This window comes from Corynebacterium lipophiloflavum DSM 44291 (assembly GCF_000159635.1).
Classification (GTDB): Bacteria; Actinomycetota; Actinomycetes; order Mycobacteriales; family Mycobacteriaceae; genus Corynebacterium; species Corynebacterium lipophiloflavum.
In genome coordinates this window covers 720,239-738,465 of sequence record NZ_GG667192.1, presented here as the reverse complement: position 1 = coordinate 738,465, position 18,227 = coordinate 720,239, and the positions used below count along the sequence as shown (strand labels likewise).

17 protein-coding genes and 1 tRNA gene are annotated in these 18,227 nt (G+C 65.6%); 11 read left to right on the top strand and 7 right to left on the bottom strand.

The window, feature by feature from the left end:
* Nucleotides 1–2 precede the first annotated feature (2 nt).
* From HMPREF0298_RS06670 to der, 5 genes are read left to right on the top strand one after another with little or no spacing between them, the layout of a single operon-like run.
* A complete protein-coding gene (locus HMPREF0298_RS06670) occupies nucleotides 3–803 on the top strand; it encodes a segregation and condensation protein A (RefSeq protein ID WP_006840366.1) in 801 nt (266 codons plus the stop codon).
* 11 nt (nucleotides 804–814) lie between these two features.
* Entirely contained in the window at nucleotides 815–1,369 is a 555-nt protein-coding gene (scpB, locus tag HMPREF0298_RS06665) for an SMC-Scp complex subunit ScpB (RefSeq protein WP_006840365.1), read from the top strand.
* Between the two features lie 47 nt (nucleotides 1,370–1,416).
* On the top strand, nucleotides 1,417–2,304 hold the full coding sequence (locus HMPREF0298_RS06660; protein WP_006840364.1) for a pseudouridine synthase: 888 nt from the start codon (nucleotides 1,417–1,419) through the stop codon (nucleotides 2,302–2,304).
* A complete protein-coding gene (cmk, locus tag HMPREF0298_RS06655) occupies nucleotides 2,304–2,999 on the top strand; it encodes a (d)CMP kinase (protein WP_040422603.1) in 696 nt (231 codons plus the stop codon). The genes HMPREF0298_RS06660 and cmk overlap by 1 nt, the downstream gene beginning before the upstream one ends.
* Nucleotides 2,996–4,489: a ribosome biogenesis GTPase Der gene (gene der, locus HMPREF0298_RS06650; RefSeq protein WP_006840362.1), complete on the top strand. Its 1,494-nt coding sequence runs from the start codon at nucleotides 2,996–2,998 to the stop codon at nucleotides 4,487–4,489. Before cmk ends, der begins: the two co-directional genes overlap by 4 nt.
* Here der and HMPREF0298_RS06645 read toward each other — a convergent pair.
* Entirely contained in the window at nucleotides 4,486–5,253 is a 768-nt protein-coding gene (locus HMPREF0298_RS06645; RefSeq protein WP_157464390.1) for a class I SAM-dependent methyltransferase, read from the bottom strand. The two genes, der and HMPREF0298_RS06645, sit on opposite strands and share 4 nt — an antisense overlap.
* Nucleotides 5,254–5,277: 24 nt before the next feature.
* Here HMPREF0298_RS06645 and HMPREF0298_RS06640 point away from each other — a divergent pair, with 24 nt between their 5' ends.
* Entirely contained in the window at nucleotides 5,278–6,243 is a 966-nt protein-coding gene (locus HMPREF0298_RS06640) for a diacylglycerol/lipid kinase family protein (RefSeq protein WP_006840360.1), read from the top strand.
* A gap of 38 nt (nucleotides 6,244–6,281) precedes the next feature.
* Here HMPREF0298_RS06640 and HMPREF0298_RS06635 read toward each other — a convergent pair.
* A tRNA-Pro gene (locus HMPREF0298_RS06635) sits at nucleotides 6,282–6,355 on the bottom strand.
* A gap of 190 nt (nucleotides 6,356–6,545) precedes the next feature.
* On the opposite strand from HMPREF0298_RS06635, the gene secA2 reads away from it, so the two are divergent.
* From secA2 to HMPREF0298_RS06610, 5 genes are all read left to right on the top strand, one after another.
* Nucleotides 6,546–8,837 carry an accessory Sec system translocase SecA2 gene (gene secA2 / locus HMPREF0298_RS06630; protein WP_006840358.1) on the top strand — a complete coding sequence of 764 codons (2,292 nt, stop codon included), beginning with the start codon at nucleotides 6,546–6,548 and terminating at the stop codon, nucleotides 8,835–8,837.
* A gap of 150 nt (nucleotides 8,838–8,987) precedes the next feature.
* Nucleotides 8,988–9,416, top strand: a complete 429-nt coding sequence (gene odhI / locus HMPREF0298_RS06625) for an oxoglutarate dehydrogenase inhibitor Odhl (protein WP_006840357.1) — start codon at nucleotides 8,988–8,990, stop codon at nucleotides 9,414–9,416.
* Between the two features lie 45 nt (nucleotides 9,417–9,461).
* The gene (gene ftsR, locus HMPREF0298_RS06620; protein ID WP_006840356.1) at nucleotides 9,462–10,199 is read left to right on the top strand and encodes a transcriptional regulator FtsR; all 738 of its coding nucleotides are present in this window, start codon (nucleotides 9,462–9,464) and stop codon (nucleotides 10,197–10,199) included.
* A 24-nt stretch (nucleotides 10,200–10,223) separates the two neighbouring features.
* The gene (locus HMPREF0298_RS06615) at nucleotides 10,224–10,784 is read left to right on the top strand and encodes a bifunctional nuclease domain-containing protein (RefSeq protein ID WP_006840355.1); all 561 of its coding nucleotides are present in this window, start codon (nucleotides 10,224–10,226) and stop codon (nucleotides 10,782–10,784) included.
* A gap of 114 nt (nucleotides 10,785–10,898) precedes the next feature.
* Nucleotides 10,899–11,477, top strand: a complete 579-nt coding sequence (locus HMPREF0298_RS06610) for a MerR family transcriptional regulator (RefSeq protein ID WP_006840354.1) — start codon at nucleotides 10,899–10,901, stop codon at nucleotides 11,475–11,477.
* Between the two features lie 3 nt (nucleotides 11,478–11,480).
* On the opposite strand, the gene HMPREF0298_RS11585 is transcribed toward HMPREF0298_RS06610, so the two are convergent.
* The 5 genes from HMPREF0298_RS11585 to gndA are packed head-to-tail and all read right to left on the bottom strand — an operon-like array spanning nucleotide 11,481 to nucleotide 18,188.
* Nucleotides 11,481–12,887 carry a VWA domain-containing protein gene (locus HMPREF0298_RS11585; protein WP_006840353.1) on the bottom strand — a complete coding sequence of 469 codons (1,407 nt, stop codon included), beginning with the start codon at nucleotides 12,885–12,887 and terminating at the stop codon, nucleotides 11,481–11,483.
* A gap of 41 nt (nucleotides 12,888–12,928) precedes the next feature.
* Nucleotides 12,929–13,978, bottom strand: a complete 1,050-nt coding sequence (locus HMPREF0298_RS06600) for a hemolysin family protein (RefSeq protein ID WP_006840352.1) — start codon at nucleotides 13,976–13,978, stop codon at nucleotides 12,929–12,931.
* Nucleotides 13,975–15,354 carry a hemolysin family protein gene (locus HMPREF0298_RS06595; protein WP_006840351.1) on the bottom strand — a complete coding sequence of 460 codons (1,380 nt, stop codon included), beginning with the start codon at nucleotides 15,352–15,354 and terminating at the stop codon, nucleotides 13,975–13,977. Before HMPREF0298_RS06595 ends, HMPREF0298_RS06600 begins: the two co-directional genes overlap by 4 nt.
* 39 nt (nucleotides 15,355–15,393) lie before the next feature.
* On the bottom strand, nucleotides 15,394–16,686 hold the full coding sequence (locus HMPREF0298_RS06590) for a DEAD/DEAH box helicase (protein ID WP_006840350.1): 1,293 nt from the start codon (nucleotides 16,684–16,686) through the stop codon (nucleotides 15,394–15,396).
* Nucleotides 16,687–16,727: 41 nt separating this feature from the next.
* Nucleotides 16,728–18,188: an NADP-dependent phosphogluconate dehydrogenase gene (gndA, locus tag HMPREF0298_RS06585; protein WP_006840349.1), complete on the bottom strand. Its 1,461-nt coding sequence runs from the start codon at nucleotides 18,186–18,188 to the stop codon at nucleotides 16,728–16,730.
* Nucleotides 18,189–18,227: the final 39 nt, after the last annotated feature.

Here is an 18,227-nt window from a genome sequence, read left to right as displayed (position 1 = left end):
CCGTGGGGGAGCAGCCCGAGATCACCGGGTTCACCCTGGTGCTGAACAACTTCGAGGGCCCGTTCGATCTGTTGCTCAACCTGATCAGCTCGAAGAAGCTCGACGTCACCGAGGTAGCGCTCGCTGAGGTCACCGACGAATTCATCTCCTACACCCGCGCGCTAGGTCAACACTCTGGCCTTGACGAAGTCACGGAGTTCCTACTTATTGCCGCAACCCTGCTCGACCTTAAGGCCGCACGCCTGCTGCCGAGAGGGGAGACGAGCGACGCCGAGACACTCGAACTCCTCGAGTCCCGCGACCTGCTGTTCGCACGGCTGCTGCAGTACCGCGCCTACCAGCGGGTCGCCGAACAGTTCAACCAGTGGCAGAAGACGGCGGCGCGGTGCTACCCTCGCGCGGTGTCGATGGAGGAGCAGTTCGCCGACCTGCTCCCCCCGGTCTCGCTCGGGCATACCCCCGCCAGCTTTGCGGTGCTCGCGGCGAGCGTGTTCCGCCCGAGCCCACCCGAGCAGGTGCGCACCGACCACGTCCACGCCCAGGCGGTATCCGTGCCCGAGCAGGCCGGCCGCATCCTCGCCGCACTCAAGCTCGCCGGCGCGCAAAACTGGGTCACCTTCGGCGCTTTGACACGGGACTGCACCCGCTCCATCGAGATCGTGGGGACGTTCCTCGCCCTGCTGGAGCTGTTAAAGGCGCGTGCCGTCGATGCCCGCCAGGAAGAGGCGCTCGGCGCGTTGGATGTGTCCTGGACCGGCCGCGATGTCGACCCGGCCGTCGTAGCGGCGAGCAACTGGACGTAGAATCAGCGCGCATGGACGGTCTGCCAATGGTGTCGCTGCTGCGCTCGCGGCTGGAGTCGGTGATGCTGGTTCTGGACTCCCCAGCGCCCGTCGAAGCGTTGGCGCGGGCGTTGGATGCGGGTGACGGGGACGTCGAGAAGCAGCTGCGGCTGTGGGCCGCCGAGCTCGACGCGCGCGGCAGCGGGATGGATCTGCGAGAGACCGCCGAGGGGTGGCGGCTGTACACGCGGGCGGAGAACGCCGCCGCCGTGGAGGCCTTTCTTGTCGACGGCGCGCAGGCGACGCTGTCTCGCGCGGCGCTTGAGACGCTCGCGGTGGTGGCGTACCGCCAGCCGGTGACCCGCGCGCAGGTCTCCGGCGTGCGCGGCGTCAACGTCGATGGCGTGATGCGGACGCTCACCCTGCGCGGGCTGATCTCCGAGGTCGACCCCGACGAGGCTACGGGGGCGCACCGCTACGTCACCACCGAGTTGTTCCTCGAACTGCTCGGCATCGACTCGCTCGAACGCCTGCCGGACCTCGCCCCGCTGCTTCCGGAAATCGATTCCATCGAGGATGCCTGGTAGGGTCGGTGGAGTTCATAACCGCATACAGTCTTGCAAAAGGATCAACTATGACTCCCCCCGCTCGCCGAGACGGCACACCGGATAGAGAGAAGAACGACCCGTTCTACATCTCCTATGCGAAGCCGGCGAAGAAACAGAACGTCACCCCTCACCCGCTCGAGGACAACTGGTGGGATGACCCGTCGGACAAGAAACCAGCCACCGAGGGTGTGCGCCTACAGAAGGTGCTCGCCCAAGCGGGCGTCGCCTCGCGTCGCCACGCTGAGATCATGATCACCCAAGGCCGCGTCGAGGTCAACGGCACCCGCGTAACCACCCAGGGGATGCGCGTCGACCCCTCGCGCGACGTGATCCGGGTGGATGGCACCCGCATCAACGTCAACGAAGAACTTGAGTACTTCGTCTTCAACAAACCGCGCGGCGTGCAGTCCACGATGAAAGACGAGATGGACCGCACCTCCGTGGGCAGCTACTTGTCGGAGCGCACGGCCTCGGGCCAGCGACTCTTCCACGTGGGTCGACTCGACGCCGACACGGAGGGCTTGCTGCTGTTGACCAACGACGGCGAGCTAGCGAACCGCCTGATGCACCCGCGCTACGAGATCGCGAAGACCTACATGGCGACCGTCCTCGGCGAGGCCAAGCCCGCGCTGGTGAAGAAGCTTCGCGAAGGCATCGAGCTTGACGACGGCCCCGCCAAGGCCGACTACGTCCAAATCGTCGACACCCACAACGGCCAGTCGATCATCCGCGTCGAGCTGCACGAAGGCCGCAAGCACATCGTGCGACGCATGCTCAAGGCCGCCGGCCACCCGGTGCAGCGCCTCGTGCGCACCAAGGTGCACACGGTGCAGCTCGGCGACATGAAGCCGGGGTCTCTACGCGCGCTCAACGCTGCGGAACTGACCTCCCTGTACAAGGCGGTGGAAATGTGATGGCGCTTTCAAACATGCCCGGCTGCGGGCTCATCGTCGCAGTTGATGGCCCTTCTGGGACCGGCAAGTCCACGACGTGCCGCCGCCTCGCCAAAGAGCTCGACGCGACGTACATTGACACCGGCGCGATGTACCGGGTGGCTACGCTCGCGGTGCTGCGCGCGGGAGTCGATCCCGCCGCCGCCGCAGCGGTGGTAGAGACCACCCGCGAATTGCCCTTGACGGTGTCGGATGATCCCGACTCCACCGAGGTCCTCCTCGGCGGCGAGGACGTCTCGGGCATTATCCGCGGCCCCGAGGTGACCCGGAACGTCTCCGCGGTCTCCGCCATCCCGCAGGTGCGCGAGAACCTCGTCGCTCTGCAGCGCAAGCTTGCGGCCGAGGCGCACCGCGCGATCGTCGAAGGCCGCGACATTGGCACCGTCGTGCTTGTCGACGCACCCGTCAAGGCGTTCATGACGGCCTCAGCGGAGGTCCGGGCCAAGCGCCGCTACGACCAGGACATCGCGGCCGGGCGCGAGGTGGATTTCGAGACCGTTCTCGCGGACGTGCAGCGCCGCGACGAGCTCGACTCCACGCGCGCCACCAGCCCGCTCGTCCCAGCCGAGGACGCGACCATTATCGACACCTCCGAGATGGACCGCGACGACGTGCTCGCCGCCCTGATCGCCCTGGTTGAAAGGAGCGCGCTGTGAGCGAGCACGAAGAATGTGAAACCGAGTTCGTCGACTCCGAGTTCAACGATTCGGAGTTCGACGACTCAGAATTCGGCGAAGCTGACTTCGGCGAGGCCGAGCTAAACGACGAGGATTGGGCCGCGCTCGAAGAGGAATTCGGCGCCGCCGGGCCCGAGATGGTGGAAGAGGCGCTCCCCACCGTTTCCATTGTAGGGCGGCCGAACGTGGGCAAATCCACACTGGTCAACCGTTTCATCGGGCGTCGCGAAGCCGTGGTCGAGGACCACCCTGGGGTGACCCGTGACCGCGTGAGTTACATCAGCGATTGGAATGGGCGCCGCTTCTGGGTGCAGGACACCGGCGGGTGGGACCCCGATGCACGCGGCCTCCACGCCGCGATCGCGCACCAGTCGGAATCCGCGATGGAGACCTCCGACGTGATCGTCATGGTTGTCGACTCCCAAACAGGCATCACGGAGACAGACGCGGTGATGGCGCGCAACCTGCAGCGCGCCGACGTTCCGGTCATCCTGGTGGCCAACAAGTTCGAATCCGAATCGCAGTGGGGCGATGTCGCGGAGTTTTACTCCCTCGGCCTCGGTGACCCATGGCCGGTCTCGGCGTTGCACGGCCGCGGCGGTGCGGATGTCCTCGACGAGATTCTGCGCCTGTTCCCGGCCGTTCCCCGCGCCGCGGACTCGATCACGGAAGGCCCGCGCCGCGTGGCCATCGTCGGGCGGCCCAACGTGGGCAAGTCGAGCCTTCTGAACAAGCTGTCGCGCTCGAACCGTTCCGTGGTGGACAACGTCGCCGGCACCACCGTCGACCCGGTCGATGAGCTGATCCAGCTCGACGGGGCGCTGTGGAAGTTCATCGACACAGCGGGGCTGCGCAAGAAGGTGAAAAACGCCCGAGGGCACGAGTACTACGCGTCGCTGCGCACGCGCGGCACCATTGAGGCCGCCGAGGTCTGCGTCGTGCTAATCGACGCCTCCCAAGAGATCTCGGAGCAGGACCAGCGCGTCATTTCCATGGTGCTCGAGGCCGGAAAAGCCATGGTGATCTGCTTCAACAAGTGGGACCTGATGGACGAGGACCGGCGCTACTACTTCGACCGCGAGTTCGACGAGATGATGGGGCACCTGCCGTGGGTGACCAAACTCAACATCTCAGCCGACACCGGCCGCGGCCTGCACCGGCTCGAGGCCGCCATGACCGAGGCTTTAGAGAACTGGGACAAGCGCATCTCCACCGGCCAGCTCAACAACTGGCTACGAGAGACGATTGCCGCGAACCCGCCGCCGATGAAGAACAACCGCCTGCCGCGCGTGCTCTTCACCACGATGGTGTCCACCCGCCCGCCGACAATCGTGCTGTTTACCACCGGGTTCCTCGATGCCGGCTACCGCAGATACCTCGAGCGCAAGTTCCGCGAGCGCTTCGGATACCACGGCACACCGATCCGGGTCGCGGTGCGCATCAGGGAGCGCCGCCAGAAACCGCGCTAGCCCGGCCTGCGGTAGACGAAGGCATCCGTGCGGTAGGGAATGGGCAACACCTGGCCCGGATCGAATCCGAGGCGCTCAAAGAGGTACCAAGAGAGGTTGGCGCGCATCTTCTCGCGGGTGGCTGCGCTGGCGCGCAGCCAGTACGAGCGCGTCGCCATGAGCTCGAAAAGTCCATCGGTGCCCATCGGCATCAGCCACGTCTCGCGGTGCTCGCGCGCGAGAGTCCACGGCGCGGCTACCTCCGGGTAGAAGCCGTCGCGCTGCACGTCGCCTGAGTGCATGATACGGCTCAGGCGCAGCACCCACGGGTGGCGCACGTCAAGGGTGTTCCAGCACAGCAGCAGTTCCCCGCCCGGGGCAATGACGCGGTCAGCCTCCCTACTCGCGGCGTGTGCGTCGACCCAGTGCCACGTCTGGGCGCAGGTGAGCGCGTCGACGGAGGCGTCGGCAAGCGCTGTGGCCTCGGCGGTGGCGCGCCACACGGGGACCTCCGGCAGGCGCGCGGCGAAGACCCGGACCATGTCGGCCGAAGGATCGCAGGCGAAAACGCGTCTGTCAGGGCCGAGGAGCGTTTCAGTGAGTTTGCCGGTGCCGCAGCCGATATCGGCGACGGTGGCGGGGGTGCTCACAAGCCCGGCGATTGCCGGCGGGTAGCTTGGGCGAACGTCGTCGTACAGAGCCGCACCCTGGGAAAACGCGTGCGCCGCGGCGGATCTGTGCGCTGCGTCGCGAAACGTAGGAGACTCTTTCCGGCTGGGCTTCATGGCTAATAACATATATTGGTCTGTGTGGACTCCCAGCACCGAGACAAGGCCGTCGTCGTGTACAACCCCGCCAAGGTGAACGAGCGCGCGCTGCGCTCGCTCGTTTCCACCCACGCGCCGGCAGACATGCGCATCGAATGGGTGGAAACCACCCCGGAAGATTCCGGTTACGCCCAGGCAACCGCCGCGGCGCAGGCGGGTGCCTCCGTTGTGCTCGCCGCAGGTGGCGACGGCACCGTCCGCCTCGTCGCGTCCGCCCTGGCGTCGACCGGTGTGGCGCTGGGCATCATCCCCGCGGGCACGGGAAACCTGCTCGCCCGGAACCTGGCGCTCTCGCTCGATCTGGAGGATTCCGTCAAGCGTGCCTTCTACGGCGCAGACAACACCATCGACATCTGCGAGGCCAGGCTGCACTGGGACAACTTCTCCAACGACGTGATGCGGTTCGTTGTCATGGCGGGGGTGGGCATCGATGCCCAAATGGTCGAAAACACCGATGAGAGCTTGAAAAAGCGCATCGGCCAGCTCGCGTACGTGCCGGGAGTGCTGCGCTCGCTCAGGGGCGGCAACAGCGTGAAGGCGACTTTTACCTTCGATGGTGAACGCGTGGCGAAGAAGCGTCTGCACACGCTCATCATCGGCAACTGCGGCGATGTCTTCACCAACGTGCCCCTGTTGCCGCACGCCGTCCCGGACGACGGCACCCTCGACCTCGTGGCGATTGCGCCTCGGAGCCCGTGGGGCTGGGTCCGCATCGGCGTCGGCATCGGCGTCAATACGCTCGTGCGCTTGTGGAACCGCGACCCGCGCAACGTCGACAATCAGATGAACGTTCCGCGCCCCCCGAACGCGCTGACCTACGAAAAGGGGGAGCGGGTGACGGTGAAGTTCGCGAAGCCGGAAATGTTCGAAGTCGACGGCGATCCCGTCGGACTCGTGCGCGCCGCAGAGATCGACATCAAGCCCGGCGCGCTGAAGGTCCGGGTATGAAAAAGCCGCACCCTGGTAAAAAGAGTGCGGCCGATTTGTCGGGCTAACAGGATTTGAACCTGCGACCCCTACACCCCCAGTGTAGTGCGCTACCAAACTGCGCCATAGCCCGTGGTCATAGATGCGTCGCGGTGTGCGCGACAACGTCAACAAGGTTATCTCACGGGCGCACGGAAGAACTAATCGGCAGGTAGTGACCCCGCAGGGTTGCGGTGACGTACAGTCGAGCGAGGGAATTTTTCTTCAGCTTGGCGACGAAATGGTCGGCGGAAGTGTCGGCGGAAAGGTTTCGGTGTAGGCGAATGGGCACATTCGACTGGTTCTGGAAGGCGATGGGCTCGACGAATGGGCGCAACGACAAGAAGTCCAAGGGCATTGTCGATCGCGCAGGCGCACTGGCCGCCGACCTGAGCGCGCGGCCCGACAACGAGGTCGTTGCCGCCGTTCGCTCGGCGGTGTCCAACCAGGGCATTGAAGACAAGCCCCTGTTTCTCGCCGGGCTCTCCGAAGCGGCGACGCGAACGTTGCGTATGGCCCCGTTTCACGTGCAAAGCCAGGCTGTCTTGAGGCTGCTCGAGGGCGACGTCATTCAGATGGACACCGGCGAGGGTAAAACGCTGGTCGGCGCAATGGCCGCGACGGGTTTCGCGCTGACCGGCAAGCGCGTGCACCTGATCACGGTGAACAACTACCTCGCGGCCCGCGATGCGCAGTGGATGCGACCGCTTGTGGAGTTCTTCGGGTTAAGCGTGGCGGCGGTGACGGAGGCGTCGACACGCGACGAGCGTGTTGCGGCGTATCGCTGCGACGTCGTCTACGCGCCGGTCGCCGAGGTCGGTTTCGATCACCTGCGCGACAACCAGATCACCCACCGCAGCCAGACGGTCCAGGCCCCAGCGGACGTTGCGCTCGTCGACGAGGCGGACAGCGTGCTTATCGACGAAGCCCTGGTCCCGCTCGTGCTCGCCGGCAACGTGGGCACGCAGCAGGCGACCGGTCAGATCACCGAGGCGGTGTCGCACCTTGTCGCCGAGCGCGACTACGTCATCGACGCCGAGGGCCGCAACGTCTCGCTGACCGACGACGGTGCCCGCAAGGTCGAGCGCGCCCTGGGCATCGATTCTCTTTACGACGCCGAGCACGTCGGCGACACCCTCGTGCGCGTCAACCTCGCGCTGCACGCTAAGGCCCTGTTGATCCGCGACGTGCACTACATCGTCGACGAGGGCAAGGTTTCGCTTGTCGACGCCTCCCGCGGGCGCGTCGCCGAACTCCAGCGCTGGCCGGACGGGTTGCAGGCCGCGGTGGAGGCGAAGGAGGGCCTGACCGTCTCCGAGGGCGGCCGAATCCTCGACTCGATCACCTTGCAGGCGTTGATGCGGCGCTACCCGGTCGTCTGCGGCATGACGGGCACCGCCGTGGACGCCACCGACCAGCTGCGCACGTTCTACGGGTTGGGGGTGTCCGTAATCGAGCGCGCGACGCCGACGAAACGTTTCGACGAGGCGGACCGGATCTACGCCACCGCCGAGGAGAAGAACAGGGCGATCGTCGACGAGATCGCGAACCTCAATGCCAGCGGACAGCCCGTGCTTGTGGGAACCCACGACGTCGCTGAATCGGAGGCGCTGGCGGATGCCCTTGAGCGGCGCGGCATCGTGACCAGCGTGCTCAACGCCAAAAACGACGCCGAAGAAGCGCGCATCATTGCCGAGGCCGGCGATGTCGGCCGGGTTACGGTGTCGACGCAGATGGCGGGACGCGGCACCGATATCCGCCTCGGCGGGGCCGACGAGTTGGCGCGCGACCAGGTGGTCGACCTCGGCGGGCTCGCCGTGATCGGCACTGCGCGTCACCGCACCTCGCGGCTGGACAACCAGCTGCGCGGCCGGGCGGGGCGCCAAGGAGACCCCGGTCTGACCCTGTTCTTCGTCTCCTTGGAGGACGACGTGGTCGTCGCGGGAGGGGCGGACAGCTCCGTGACCGCGCGACCCGCCGCGGACGGGCGCATCGATGATCCGCGGGTGCACAGCTTCGTGGAGCACTGCCGGCGCGTCACCGAAGGGCAGTTGCTGGAGATCCACGCCCAGACGTGGAAGTACAACAAGCTGCTCGCCGACCACCGCGACATCCTGGACGCCCGCCGCGCGGACCTTTTGGACACGCCCACCGCGTGGGAGGAGCTCAAGCGCCGCAACCCACAGCGCGCCGCTGAACTGGATCACCTCCCGGATCACGTGCTGCACCAGGCCGCGCGCGAGATCATGCTGTACCACCTCGACACCGAGTGGAGTGAGCACCTCGCGCTCATGGACGATGTGCGCGAATCAATCCACCTCCGCGCCGTCGCCCGGGAGACGCCGATTGATGAATATCACAGGATCGCGGTGCGCGAGTTCAAGGATCTCGCGAATCGGGCCGTCGATAAGGCGGAGCAGACTTTCGCCGAGGTCGTGATCGATGAAGCCGGTGCGCACCTCGCCGACGCCGGGTGGAAGCGACCCAGCGCGACCTGGACGTACATGGTTAGCGACAACCCGCTTGCGGGCAGCGGAAACTCCTTCATTTCAGGCGTGGCCAACATGTTTCGCTAGCGGTTGAGTTCGGCAGCGAGCCACCGCGGCTGTAAGCTGCACGTGTTGCGCAACGAGTGCCATTGCCCCCGCCATGGACGTGATGCCGGTACTATGGCAAGCAGTTGTTTAGAAATCCGCAGACATTCACAAACAGCGTCAGGAGAGATAATGAGCGAGAACACTGGTGCGCCGGAGACCCAAGTAGAGACCACTTCGGTTTTCCGCGCAGACCTGCTGAAGGAAATGGAATCTGGCGCGGCATCGTCGAATGCGGCCACCGGCGCCGAGAACCTTCCTGAAGGCGCTGCACTGCTCGTTGTCAAGCGCGGGCCCAACGCCGGCGCGCGCTTCCTCCTCGACCAGGACACCACCACCGCTGGTCGCCACCCGGAGGCCGACATCTTTCTCGACGATGTCACGGTCTCGCGCCGTCACGCCGAGTTCCGCCGCAACGACGGTTCCTTCGAGGTAGTAGACGTGGGCTCGCTCAACGGCACCTACGTCAACCGCGAGCCCCGCAACTCCCAAACCCTCGCCGCCGGGGACGAGATCCAGATTGGTAAGTTCCGTCTCGTCTTCATCTCCGAAGACAAGTAAGCCCCGCCTTCAACCGTCCGAGCCTGAGTACGAAGTTTGAGCACCGTGAGCGCAATTCGCAAAACCTCTCCGCAGCAGCCCGCCACCGCTGCTAAGCCCGCCAAGACAATGTCCATCGGCGTTGTTTTGGAGCGCCTGCGTGAAGAGTTTCCCGACGTCACGGTGTCGAAGATCCGCTTCCTCGAGTCCGAGGGGCTGATCACCCCGCAGCGCACCACGTCCGGCTACCGCCGCTTCACCGTCGCCGACGTCGACCGGCTGCGCTACATCCTGGTCACCCAGCGCGATAACTATCTGCCGCTCAAAGTGATTCGCGAGCAGCTCGAGGCGATGGACTCCGGCCAGATCACCGCCATCGTCTCGCCGGCTGAGGCCACGCCGATGATTTCCCCGGAGAATTTCCGTGCGCCGGTTGCGACCAAGCTCACGGACGTCGATGTCGCCGAGCAGGCGAAAGTCGACGGCGCTGTCGTGGACCAGCTGATCGCGACGGGCCTGATCGCGCCCGATGCGGCGGGACACTTCACGGCAGATGACGTCCACATTGCGTCCACCGCGGCCACTCTCGCGGAGTTTGGATTCGACGAGCGGCACCTGAAAACGCTGCGCACGACAGCGGCCCGCCAGGCGGACCTGATCGCGCGCGTCACCCAGCCGGTGGCGAAGTCGCGCCAGCTCAGCGCGCAGCAGAAGGCCGAGGAGATCGGCCAGCAGCTCACCGCGCTCGTGGTGTCCCTGCACGCATCCTTGGTCAAAAACGAGCTCAACAATTACGGCAAGTAGCGCCGTACAAGGGAGGATCCGTCCGTGGCGCTAGCGCACTTGGCGGGAGTTTACCCGCTTGGCCCGGAGGAGTACCTCTGCGCAGTCCTCGTCGTCGAGGGCACGTCCCGGTGTCTGCCGGTCTGGTTGCCGCCGGTTGAAGGCGCGCGCCTGGTTGCCCGCGCGGCGGGGTGGCACCCGAACCGCCCTCACGCCACGGACGCACTCGTCGAGCTGGCCCAAGCCGTGGCTGTGGGGCCCGAATCCGTGGAGTTCGCCAGCTACCACGAGGGCGTGTTCGCCTGCGCCCTTTCCTTTCGGGACGGAACCTCCGTGGAGATGCGCCCTTGCGACGCGCTCACGGTGGCGCTCGAGCTGGATCTAATGCTTGAAGTCGACGAGTCCGTGGTCTCGACCGCGTCGTTGTGGCTGTCGCCGGAGGACGCGGCGCAGTTGTTTGACCTCGAGCTTGCCGACGACCGCCTCGACGTCGAAGTGGCCGCACCGCAGGGTGATGATGAGTTTGAGCAGCTCATGCGCAACTTGGGGATCGACGAGGATGACCTCGGTGGGGGAGATGTGAATGGTGTGACAGATGAACCCTAAATGTAAACTTTGGGTTTAAAGTTCGGCGTGTTGCACCCCTGGGGCTTGACCCCAGCCTAAGCTTGGCATTTAATAAACCTTAGGCCCACATCCAAACTTCATGGGAGTAATTACGTGAGCGAGAACTTCGACACCCAGCCTCAGGGGACTGCCGACGCAGCCCCGATCCAGGAGACCTTGTTCGACGTGGGTCCCTCCGACGAGGTGGGCTACCGCGTACCCATCGCCTGCCAGGTCGCGGGCATCACGTACCGCCAGCTCGACTACTGGGCCCGCACCAACCTCGTGCGCCCGTCGATCCGCGGCGCCAAGGGCTCTGGTTCACAGCGCCTCTACTCCTTCAAGGACATTCTCGTGCTCAAAATAGTCAAGCGTCTGCTTGACACCGGCATCTCTCTGCAGAACATTCGACTCGCGGTGGACAAGCTGCGTGACCGCGGGGTCAACGACATCGCCGAGATCACTCTCGTGTCCGACGGCACCACCGTCTACGAGTGCCGCAGCAGCGAGGAGATCATCGACCTCCTCGGCGGGGGCCAGGGCGTTTTCGGCATCGCGGTACCGCAGATCATGCGCGAGCTGACCGGCACCATCTCGTCCTTCCCCTCGGAGCGCATTTCCGAGGACACGGCCGAGGCCGGCGTGTACTCCATCGACGAACTCGCCGCCCGGCGCCGCCGCAAGACCTCCTAGGCTCTAGGGCGTAAACCTCGCCGCCGCCTTGATGGCGTCGGCAACCTGCTCCTGGCGTGGCGCGTCGGCGGCGGAGGAACTCACCCCGCGAAGTGCCTGGTCCTGCTGGCCCTCCCCGACGTGGACAACGGAGACGCTCACGTCCGCGCCCGCCGCGTCAGTCACTGCCCGGGCAAACGCCTCATCATCCCCGCCGTCCGCCGTGCCGGTGGTAACCACCACCACGCGGCTCGGCAGCTGTGCTTCCGCCGCCTGACCCACAGCCGCCGTCACAGCCTCCCTAGTCTGCGGCTGGCCGCCGGTGAGGAATCGGTTGACCGATTGCACGACCTCGCCTGCGTCCGGGGTGAAGGTGACGTTGCGGCGGTAGCCCAGTGTCACTCCCGGGGACAACGGTGAGGAGTAGTTCCACAGCGCCACCTGGTGGCCTGCGCCTGCGACCGATTGAGCTGCCGCCGCAATGCCCTCGGCGGCCACGTCGATGTAGGGTGCCATGGCCTCGGAGGTGTCAAGCAGAAAGAGCGTGTTCGTTGGCCCGCCGTCGGCAATCGTCGCACCTGTTTCAGTGTTGCGGGTAATCTCCTCGCCACCGCCCGGAGTCGCCGCCGCCCAGACGAGATCCGAAATAGTCGGTTGATCCACCGGTTGCGCGGAAAAGTTTTCCGCGGCGACGCGAACGAAGTCTTGGCCGGCTCGGGATTGCTCCTCGGTGACGTTGTCTCCCTGGTTGAGCGGGATCGCGGAGTAGACGATTGAGGCGTCCAGCGGGCTGAAGCTCAAGCCTTCGGGCACGCTGCTTTCCGTTGTGGCAATGTACTCGGCGCTTTCTTGGGCGTCGTCGAGCGTGGCGACGCGCTGGTTGGTCAGCGCGTTGACCGCGTCCTGGTCGCTTGCAGCCAGCGCGGAGGCCACGAGAGCTGAGGCGGAGGGCTCGTCGTCGACAGGGAAGGCGACCGCGCCCAGTTCCACCGAAGCTGCCGACTCGGGCGCCTGCACGCCAGCGAGGCCGACCTTCTCGGCGTAGATGGGGCTCGGCTCGGACGTCGCGGCCGTTCGGTTCTCGGCGGCCAGTTCCTGGTGCGCCACGGGGGTGTTGGGGGCAATGTAGACAGCCGCGTCCGCGATCGACTCAACGAGGGTGGGTGTGATGCAGAAGTCGCGAACGACGGGATTGGCGCTGGCGTAGGCGTCGATAAGCGAGGTGGCGACAGCCGCATCCGTCGCGGCGACCGGGAGGGAGAGCTCGCCCGCGACGCATGCGGGGGACTCATCGACCGCGACGGCGTCGCTCTCACCGCGGGTGGCCACGAACGCGACCAGGGCGCCGATGAGGAGCACGGCGGCAACGAGCGCCGCAATGACCCCGCCCGAGAGCGCGTAGTTGTTCTTGCCGGATGCGTGCCGAGCCATAAGTGACCACCCTTTCAGCGTGAAAGCTAACGAAACCTATCTTAAGACTCGTGCGTCCAGTCGGACACCGTACCGACGTACTCCTCGATGATGTCCTCGAGCGCGAGCACGCCGATCAACTCGCCGTTGTCACGAACCTGAGCCATGTGCGCGGAGCGGCGGTGCATGGACGTCAAGGCGTCGTCAAGCGAGCCCGCGCCGTCGACGATGCTGAGCCGGCGGATCCGCGAGACCGGGACCACCGGGTCGGTCTCATCAGACTCCATGAGGTCCAAAATATCTTTGACGTGCAAATACCCGACGAGAGCGCCGCCCGGACGCTCCACCGGGAAGCGGGAGAAGCCGGTCGTGCGCACAGCGTGCTCGATAGCAGACAGCGAGATACCGCGCGACGAGTAGGGGATAGTGGTCAGCTTCTCTAGCGGGATCATCACTTCCTTCAAGCTGCGGGACTCGGAGCGCAGGGCTTTCGCCAACCGCGCGGTTTCCTCCGCGTCGAGCAGGCCCTCTTCCCGCGACTCCATGATCATGTTCGCCAGCTGCTGCTCATCCACCGTGGACTCGAGCTCGTCGCGCTGCTCAATGCCGAACGCCTTGAGCGTGATGCGCGCGATCCAGTTCAATGCCCGGATGACGGGGCCGGTAATGGTCACCCACAGCTGCATCGCCGGCGTGAGCCACAGCGCGAGCTGCTCGGGACCCGCGATGGCGATATTTTTCGGCACCATTTCACCGAACAGGATGTGAAGCCAGGAGATGATCGCCAGCGCGATGACGAACGCCACCGGGTGCAGCAGATCCGCCGGCACGCCAAGGGCCATAAACGGCACCTCGATGTAGCGGGCGATCGCCGGCTCAGCGACCTTACCCAGGATGAGCGAGCAGATTGTGATGCCGAACTGGGCGCCGGCGAGGTAGATCGAGAGGTGCTCTATCGAGTGGATGACCCGCTGCGCCTCCTTCTTCGCCTGCGCCGCCATGGACTCGAGGCGGTCGCGTCGCGAGGAGACGAGTGCGAACTCCGCCGCGACGAAGAAGGCGTTCAACGCCAGCAAGACCACAATCAGGAACAGGGCGAGCCAGATGCTCATGAGGTGGCCTCCTTTGAGGCGGACGGCACGGGTGTCAGGATCGCCTTGTCCACGCGGCGCTCATCCATCACTGTGACGTGGGCGGTCCAGCGGCCCGCGTTGCCGGATTCGAAGTCTTCCTGGAACCCGCCACCGGTCTCGGGGAGCACGACCTTATCTCCGAGAACAGGGACGCGGCCGAGAGTGGCCATGATCAACCCTCCCAGGGTCTCGTAGGGGCCCTCCGGGGCGGTGTAGCTTAGGCGCTCGCTCAGCTCATCGAGCCTGACCAGTCCCGAGACCTCCCACGAGGATCCGAAACGCTGGAAGTCGCGCTCGGATTCGCGGTCGTCGTACTCGTCGTAGACCTCGCCGAGGAGCTCCTCGACGACGTCCTCAATGGAGACGAGCCCCTGGGTTCCGCCGTATTCATCGGCGACGAGAACCACCTGCGAGCCTGCCGAGCGCACCCGGTTGAGCACGGAATCTCCGTCGAGGGTGCCGGGGATGAAATGCACCGGGCGCGCCAAGTCACCGAGCTTGACGCTGCTCCTGAGCTCCTTGTCCACGGAGAAGGCGTCCTTGATGTGGACGACGCCGACGGTGTCGTCGAGGTCGCCGCGGCGGACGGGGAAGCGGGAGTGGCCCGACGCGCGTGACAGCGCGATGAGATCGTTGACGGTGTCGTTTACATCCAAGGATTCAATGGTCGAGCGCGGTGTCATGAACTCCTCGGCGGTCGACTCGCCGAACTGCAGGGAGCGGTCGATCACGCGGGCGGTTTCAGCGTCGAAGCTGCCCGCCTCCACGGAGTTTCGCACCATCGCTCCGAGCTCTTGGCCCGAGCGTGCCGACGCCAACTCATCCGCCGGCTCAATCCCGAGCTTGCGCACGAACCAGTTGGCGGAGCGGTTGAGCGACTTAATGAACCACTTCAGCGCCGTGTTAAACGTGTTGACGGGCGGAACGACGAACCGCGCGGTGGCCAGTGGCTCGGTAATTGCAATATTCTTCGGAACGAGTTCCCCGAACACCATGGACAGGAACGTGGCTACGATCAGCGCCAAGATGAGCGCTACCGTTTGGCTTGCGTTCGCGTTGAGGCCGACCAGCTCGAGCAGGGGGGTGAAGAACTGGCCCAGCACGGGCTCAGCGAGATAACCCGCGGCCAGCGTGGTCACGGTAATGCCGAGCTGCGCACCCGAGAGGACGAAGGAGAGGTTCGAGTGATCCCTCGCGACGGCTCGGGCGGTGCGGTCCCCCTTGGCACGAACATGCGCATCGACGGTGGAGCGCTCTAGTCCTGTCATGGCGAACTCGATAGCCACGAACAAGCCCGTTGACGCGGTCAGCGCGACGAATCCGACTAGGGAGAGGATGGATATGAATATGTCCATGTCTGTGAAAAAGACGCCGTGCGTGCACCCGGGGGTGCGTTAGCCGCGTCCGCTACTCCTTCGTGGGCGGCGCCGCGAGGGACGCCCTGCGGGGTTCGATGGTTTGCCGTTGCGTGCTGCGGCGGGCCGCTTTGCCTGCTGCGGTTGCCCGGGCGGCGGCAGCGGCGCGCCAGAGGGTTCACGTGCGCCCGTTATCTTAGCCAACTCGTCCGACTCTGCGGTGACCCGAACCGGTGTCGCGCTGACCCCGGCCTTGTTCATCAGCTGCTGGACTTCCTTTTCCTGCTCGTCGAGCACGAGCGTGACGACGGTCCCGGACGACCCCGCGCGAGCCGTACGCCCCGCGCGGTGCAGGTAGGCCTTGTGCTCGGCGGGAGGGTCGACATGCACGACCAGAGAGACGTCGTCGACGTCGATACCGCGCGCGGCGATGTCGGTCGCGACCAGGACGGGCGCGGTGCCGTCGCCGAAGCCCTCGAGCGCGCGGGTACGCGCGCCCTGGCCCTTGTCGCCGTGCAGGCCCTGGGCGTTAATGCCGGCGCGCCGCAGCTTCTTTACCTGCCGATCCACGCCGTGCTTGGTGCGCATGAACATGATGGTCTTTCCCTCGCGTGCGCCGATGTGCAGCACCACGTCGCTGCGCGCATCGCGGTCGCCGACGAGGAGCCGGTAGTGCTCCATCGTGTTCACTGAGGCCTGGACGGGCGCGGTCGAGTGCGTGACGGGGTCAGACATGTAGCGTGCGATCAGCTTTTCGACGTCCCCGTCCAGTGTCGCGGAAAACAGCAGGCGCTGGCCACCTTTCGGCGTGCGGTCGAGCAGCTTGCGCACCTGCGGCAAAAACCCCATGTCCGCCATCTGGTCTGCCTCGTCCAACGCGGTGATCTCGACGTGGTCGAAGAACAGTTTGCGCTGGCTGATCAGGTCCTCCGCGCGTCCCGGGGTGGCCACCAGCACATCGACGGGCGCGGCGAGGGAGCGCAGGTGGTTGTTGATGTTAACGCCGCCGACGACATCGAGCAGGCGCAGGCCGAGCGCGGCGGCTAGGTCGTCGAGACGCTCGCGAATCTGGGTGGCCAGCTCGCGAGTCGGCGCGAGGATTAATCCCCTCGGGTGCCCCGGCTTCGACGGGGCACCGGCGAGTCGAGCCAGCATGGGAAGGCCGAAAGTGAACGTCTTCCCGGAACCCGTAGGGCCGCGACCCAGAACGTCGCGCCCGGCCAGCGCGTCAGGGATTGCCTCTTCCTGGATGGGGAAGGGTTGGGTGATGCCCTGCTTGGCTAAAACGTTGACAATGGGGCGGGGGAGGCCGAGGTCGGCGAAAGACGTCATTACTGCGATACTACCTGCTCGGGGCCCTGGCACCCTAAACGCTAGTAGCTCAGCTCCTCGCGATCGCCCGACCACGCGGTGTGGAACGTGCCTTCCATATCGACGCGGCGGTACGTGTGGGCGCCAAAGAAATCGCGCTGGCCCTGAATCAACGCCGCCGGGAGGCGCTTGGAGCGCAGAGAGTCGTAGTAGGACAGCGAGGAGGCGAAGACCGGGATCGGGAGACCGAGCTGGGTGGCAACGGCCACGACGCGGCGCCACGAGTCGATCAGGCCACCTTCAAGCTCGGCTTTGAAGTAGGGGTCGAGCAGCAGGGAGGGAAGCTCCGGGTCGTTCTCGTAGGCCTCAGTGATGCGGTTGAGGAATTTTGCTCGGATGATGCACCCGCCGCGCCAGATCCGGGCCAGGTCGCCCGGCTTGATGTCCCAGGAGTACGCCTGGGAACCGGCGTTGATCTCGTCGAAGCCCTGAGCGTAGGCGACGAGCTTGGAGGCGTAGAGCGCGCGGCGCACGTCCTCGATGAACTGTTCCTTATCCGCGCCGAGGTTTTCGAGGGTGGTCAGATCGCCGGAGGGCAGGCCGATGCGCTGGGCGGCCTCCCGCTGCGCCAGCGCCGACGACAGGGCGCGGGCGAAGACGGCCTCGCCGATGCCGGTGACCGGAACGCCGAGGTCGAGTGCTTCCTTAACGGTCCAGCGGCCGGTGCCCTTCTGGCCGGCGGCGTCGACGATGACATCGATGAATGGCGTGTTGGTCCGTCCGTCGACTTGGCGCAGGATTTCCGAGGTGATCTCGATCAGGTAGGAATTGAGGTCGCCCTGGTTCCACTCGGCGAAGATGTCGGACATCGCCGCAGGCTCGATTCCGGCTGCGTAACGCAGCAGGTGGTAGGCCTCTCCAATGACCTGCATGTCGGCGTACTCGATGCCGTTGTGCACCATCTTGACAAAGTGTCCCGCGCCGTCGGATCCGATGTGGGTCACGCAGGGCTCGCCGTCGACCTTGGCGGAGATGTCCTCCAGCAGCGGCCCCAGCGTTTCCCACGATTCCTTCGGGCCGCCGGGCATGATCGACGGCCCGTTGAGCGCGCCCTCTTCGCCGCCGGAGATGCCGGCGCCGACGAAGTGGCGGCCGCGCTGCGCCATCTCCTGCTCGCGGCGGATGGTGTCGGTGAACAGGGCGTTGCCGCCATCGATGATGATGTCGCCGTCCTCCATGGCGTCGGCAAGCTGCTCAATCACCGCGTCCGTCGCGGGGCCGGCCTGGACCATGATGATGGCCTTGCGCGGGCGCTCGAGGGATGCGACGAAGTCCTCGATGGTCTCCGAGGCGATGAAGTTGCCTTCGTGGCCGTGCGCTTCGATCACCGCGCGGGTCTTCTCCGGGGAGCGGTTGAAAATGGCCACGGTGTGGCCCTTGGAAGCGAAATTGCGTGCGAGGTTTGAGCCCATAACGGCCATCCCCACGACGCCGATCTGAGCAAGCTTGTTACCGGTAGTCATGGGTGAGATACTACGCTGCGCCGAAACGTTGCGTGATAG